The organism is Agromyces sp. P1_H4 (assembly GCF_056405255.1).
The window spans coordinates 1-4,243 of the sequence record NZ_JBFUCL010000327.1 but is presented as its reverse complement, the minus strand read 5'-3'; the positions used below and the strand labels follow the sequence as shown (position 1 = coordinate 4,243).

5 protein-coding genes and 1 pseudogene are annotated in these 4,243 nt (G+C 72.0%); 3 read left to right on the top strand and 3 right to left on the bottom strand.

Annotation, left to right across the window (positions count from 1 at the left end; all coding sequences use genetic code 11):
* The 3 genes from AC1DY2_RS16360 to AC1DY2_RS16350 all read right to left on the bottom strand — a co-directional run.
* The coding region (locus AC1DY2_RS16360) for an amino acid ABC transporter ATP-binding protein (protein WP_476763377.1) at nt 1–639 on the bottom strand (639 nt) is incomplete at its 3' end.
* On the bottom strand, nt 636–1,511 hold the full coding sequence (locus tag AC1DY2_RS16355) for an amino acid ABC transporter permease (protein ID WP_476763376.1): 876 nt from the start codon (nt 1,509–1,511) through the stop codon (nt 636–638). The genes AC1DY2_RS16355 and AC1DY2_RS16360, both read right to left, overlap by 4 nt.
* Nucleotides 1,508–2,338, bottom strand: a complete 831-nt coding sequence (locus AC1DY2_RS16350; protein ID WP_476763375.1) for an ABC transporter substrate-binding protein — start codon at nt 2,336–2,338, stop codon at nt 1,508–1,510. The genes AC1DY2_RS16355 and AC1DY2_RS16350 overlap by 4 nt, the downstream gene beginning before the upstream one ends.
* Before the next feature lie 94 nt (nt 2,339–2,432).
* On the opposite strand from AC1DY2_RS16350, the gene AC1DY2_RS16345 reads away from it, so the two are divergent.
* The 3 genes and pseudogenes from AC1DY2_RS16345 to AC1DY2_RS16335 form a co-directional block, all read left to right on the top strand.
* Entirely contained in the window at nt 2,433–3,707 is a 1,275-nt protein-coding gene (locus AC1DY2_RS16345) for a glycosyltransferase 87 family protein (RefSeq protein WP_476763374.1), read from the top strand.
* Nucleotides 3,708–3,722: 15 nt separating this feature from the next.
* The gene (locus AC1DY2_RS16340) at nt 3,723–4,031 is read left to right on the top strand and encodes a thiamine-binding protein (protein WP_309973092.1); all 309 of its coding nucleotides are present in this window, start codon (nt 3,723–3,725) and stop codon (nt 4,029–4,031) included.
* 65 nt (nt 4,032–4,096) lie between these two features.
* Nucleotides 4,097–4,243, top strand: a pseudogene (locus AC1DY2_RS16335) (MFS transporter); the annotation flags it as partial.

The following is a 4,243-nucleotide window of genomic DNA, read 5'->3' as shown; positions in this document are numbered from 1 at the left end:
GAGGAACACCACGCGGTCGGCCACGTCGCGTGCGAACGCCATCTCGTGGGTCGCCATCACGATCGTCGTGCCCGACTCGGCGAGCGAGCGGACGAGCGCGAGCACCTCGCCGACGAGCTCGGGATCGAGGGCGCTCGTGACCTCGTCGAGGAGCAGGAGCTGCGGCGACGTCGCGATGGCCCGCACGATCGCGACGCGCTGCTGCTGCCCGCCCGAGAGGCGGTCGGGGTAGGCGCGCGCCAGCTCCCCGAGCCCGATGGCGGCGAGCAGCTCGAGCGCCCGCGCCTCGGCCGCGGCCCGCGGCATCCGGTGCACCAGGCGCGAGGCGAGCGTGACGTTGTCGAGCACGCTGAGGTGGGGGAACAGGTTGTAGTGCTGGAAAACCACGCCGATGCGTGCGCGCACGCGGTCGGCGTCGACCCCCGGGTCGCTCACGTCATCGCCATCGAGGAGCACGACGCCGTCGTCGATGGGCTCCGTGAGGTTGATCGTGCGGAGCAGCGTCGACTTGCCGGATCCGCTGGCGCCGACGAGGGCGACCACCTCGTGGGCGGCGACGTCGAGGTCGATGCCCCGGAGCACGACGCGGTCGCCGTAGGCGCGACGGATGCCACGCAGGCGCAGGACCGGCGTCGTCACAACACGCTCCCGGCCTGCTCACGCGTCCGCATGCGGGCGCTGAGCCAGTCGGTCAGCCGGATCGTCGGCCACGCGAGCAGCACGAACAGGAGGCCGGCCACGACGTACGGCGTGAAGTTGAAGTAGTGCGCGGTCTCGATCTGCGCGGCGCGCACCGCGTCGACCGCGCCGAGCACCGAGATGAGGCCCACGTCCTTCTGCATCGCCACGAAGTCGTTCATGAGCGCGGGAGTGACGCGTCGCACCGCCTGCGGCAGCACCACGCGACGCATGGCCTGGGCGTGGCTCAGTCCCAGCGACCTCGCCGCGAGGCGCTGCGACGGATGCACCGACTCGATGCCCGCGCGGAACACCTCGGCGACGTAGGCCGAGTAGGTGAGGATGAGCGCGATCGTGCCCCAGAACGCGGCCGGCATGCGCTGGAAGAAGTCGAGGCCCGGCACGCCGTAGCCGACGAGGTACAGCACGATGATGAGCGGCATGCCGCGGAAGAGGTCGGTGTACCCCGCCGCGAGCGCGCGCACCGGGAAGAACACCGGGCCGCGGAGGGTGCGCAGCGTGGCCAGCAGCAGCGCGACGACCAGCACGCCGGCACTCGCGACCACGAGCACCTGGATGTTGAGCCAGAGTCCCTCGAGGATGCGCGGCAGCGACGCGAGGGCGACCTGCGGATCGAAGAACGTCTCCTGCACGCGCGCCCACCCGGGCGATCCGGCGAGGGTGAGCACGAGTGCGACGGCGAGCACGACCGTCGAGACGACGCCGACCAGGATCGATCGGCGCGTCTGGCGGCGGCGGAACGTGCGTCGTCCGAGCTCGAGCTCGCTCGGCTGCCACGAGGCGTCGACCGCGGATGCCGCGGCATCCGTCATTCGAGCTCGGGGGCTGCGTCGTCGCCGCCGAGCCATTCGGCGGCGAGCTCGTCGAGCGTGCCGTCGGCGCGGAGTGCGTCGACCGCCGCGGTGACGTCGGCGGTGAGCGGGGAGTCCTTCTCGAGGACGAAGCCGAACTCGTCGCCGCCGGTCGTCGCGGGCAGCTGCCCGACGATCGTGCCGCCCTCGAGCTCGACGCCCGTCAGGTAGAAGGCCGTCGGCAGGTCGACGACGATGGCGTCGACCTGGCCGTTCTGCAGGGCGAGCTTGGCGTCGTCGTTGGTGTTGAAMACCTGTGCGCCGGCGGTCGGTGCGATGACCTGCTCGACCGCGTCGAGGCTCGTCGTGCCGGTCTGGGCGCCGATGAGCAGGCCCTGCAGGTCGGCGATCGAGGTGGCGGCCGCCGCGGGGGAGTCCTCGACGGTGATGACCACCTGCGTCGTCTCGTAGTACGGCGACGAGAAGTCGACGGACTCCGCGCGCTCGGGCGTGATCGAGAACTGCTGGAGGTTGACGTCGAAGTCCTTCGGCCCCGGCGCGATGGCCTGGTCGAACGTGGTGCGGACCCAGACGACGTCGTCCTTCGCGAAGCCGAGCTCCTCGGCGACCGCGTACGCGACCGCCGCCTCGAAGCCCTGGCCCGACTCGGGCGCGTCGTCCTGCACCCACGGGTAGTACGCCGGCTCGCCGGTGCCGATGGTGAACTTGCCCTCGGTGACGTAGTCGCCCGAGGCCTCGGTCGCGCCGCCGCCTCCACTGGCGCAGGCGGCGAGCAGCAGGCTGGCGGATGCCGCGACGGCGAGGGCGGCGAGGGGGCGTCGGCTCATGTGGTCCTCCGTGGGGGTGGACCTCGATCATCCCAATTCCGGCGACCCGTGGCGCACACGTGGCGCACTGTGACGCTCCGCTAGGCTCGTCGCCATGACCGTCGGGGAGGTGCGCGCCGCGCCCACGCGCCGCCGCAGCCGGGTCCGACGGTTCCTCTCCGGCCGTGCCGCGCTCTGGATCGCGTTCCTGCTCGTGCACGCGCTGCTCGCCGGCCTCAACCTGTGGGCCCAGGGCGGCCCCCTGTACGACGTCACGGGCGTGTACCACCGCTGGGCCGACCTCGCCGCCGACGGCATCGTGCGCATGGGCATCGACGCTCCCTGGGTGTACCCGATCCTCGCCTTCGCACCCATGACGCTGTCCCTCGCGTTCGGGTCCGAATGGTACGGGCAGACGTGGCTGGCGATGGTCGTGCTCCTCGACGCCGCGGCGTTCTCGGTGCTGCTCGGCACGCGCAGACTGTCGCGCACCCGCCGCATCGCGGCGTGGTGGTGGACCGGATTCCTCCTGCTCCTCGGCCCCATCGCGATGGGCCGCATCGACGCGATCACGGTTCCCCTGGCGCTGACGGGCCTGCTGTGGGCGGCCGGACGGCCGCGCGTCGCGGCGGCCCTGCTCACCATCGGCGCGTGGGTGAAGGTGTGGCCGGCCGCGCTCCTCGTCGCGCTCGTCGTCGCCTCGCGCAAGCGGTGGGACGTCGGAACGGTCGCGGTCGCCCTGAGCGCCGGGATCCTCGGGGTGAGCCTCTTGGCCGGGTCGGGGCTCAACGCGCTGGGCTTCGTCGCCGAGCAGGCCGGGCGCGGACTCCAGGTCGAGGCGCCGCTCGCCGTCGCCTGGCTGTGGCAGATCGTGGCGGGGTCGAAGAACGTCGAGGTCGTGTACGACCGCGACATCCTCACCTTCCAGATCTCGGGTCCGGGCGCGGATGCCGCGGCCGCCCTCACGACGCCGCTGATGGCCGTGGGCGTGGCCGTCGTGCTGCTCCTGGGCATCCGCGCGGTGCGCCGCGGCGCCGCGTTCGGACGCGTGTTCCCGCCGCTCGCGCTGTCGTTCGTCGTGGTGCTGCTGCTCGCGAACAAGGTGGGGTCGCCGCAGTTCATCACGTGGCTCGCCGCGCCCGTCGTGCTGGGGCTCGTGCTGCGGCCGCGGCGATTCCTGGTGCCTGCCGCGCTCGCGGCCGGCATCGCCCTGCTCACGCAGGTCATCTACCCCTACTGGTACGGCTGGCTGCTCGCCGCACATCCGGGGTTCGTCCTGGTGCTGACGGTGAAGGTGCTGCTGATGGCGGCACTGCTCGTGTGGGGCATCCGCGCGCTGTGGCAGGCTGGAACCACCTGGGATCGGCGCGAGCCCGCACCGGCCGCCTGAACCGGAGGAGGAATCATGCTGGTCGCATTCTCCGTCGCCCCGAGCGGCGGAACGGAGGGGCCCGAGGGGTCCGTCCACGACGCGGTCGCGGCGGCCGTCAGGATCGTGCGCGAGTCCGGGCTGCCCAACCGCACGACCTCGATGTTCACCGAGCTCGAGGGGGAGTGGGACGAGGTCTTCGACGTCATCCGTCGCGCGACCGAAGCCGTCGGCGCGTTCGGCCCGCGCGTCTCGCTCGTGCTCAAGGCCGACATCCGCCCCGGCCGCACCGGCGAGATCGACGCGAAGGTCGAACGGCTCGAGCGGGCGCTCGACGAGTCGTGAGCGCCTGAGCCCGACCGCCCGGTTGCCGGGTATCGAATCGATTCGATCCGTGCGAGAATCAATGGGTGACCCACTTCCATGACGGGCCGACGACGTTGTCGCCGGCCCGTATCCGTTTCGCGCTGCTGGCCCTCGCCCTCGGCGGCTTCGGCATCGGCTGCACCGAGTTCGTCGCAATGGGCCTCCTGCCCGACATCGCGAAGGACCTCCTG

Coding starts and splice junctions, on each gene's coding strand:
- AC1DY2_RS16355 (WP_476763376.1), bottom strand. CDS start 1,511: ATGACGGATGCCGCGGCATCCGCGGTCGACGCCTCGTGGCAGCCGAGC.
- AC1DY2_RS16345 (WP_476763374.1), top strand. CDS start 2,433: ATGACCGTCGGGGAGGTGCGCGCCGCGCCCACGCGCCGCCGCAGCCGG.
- AC1DY2_RS16340 (WP_309973092.1), top strand. CDS start 3,723: ATGCTGGTCGCATTCTCCGTCGCCCCGAGCGGCGGAACGGAGGGGCCC.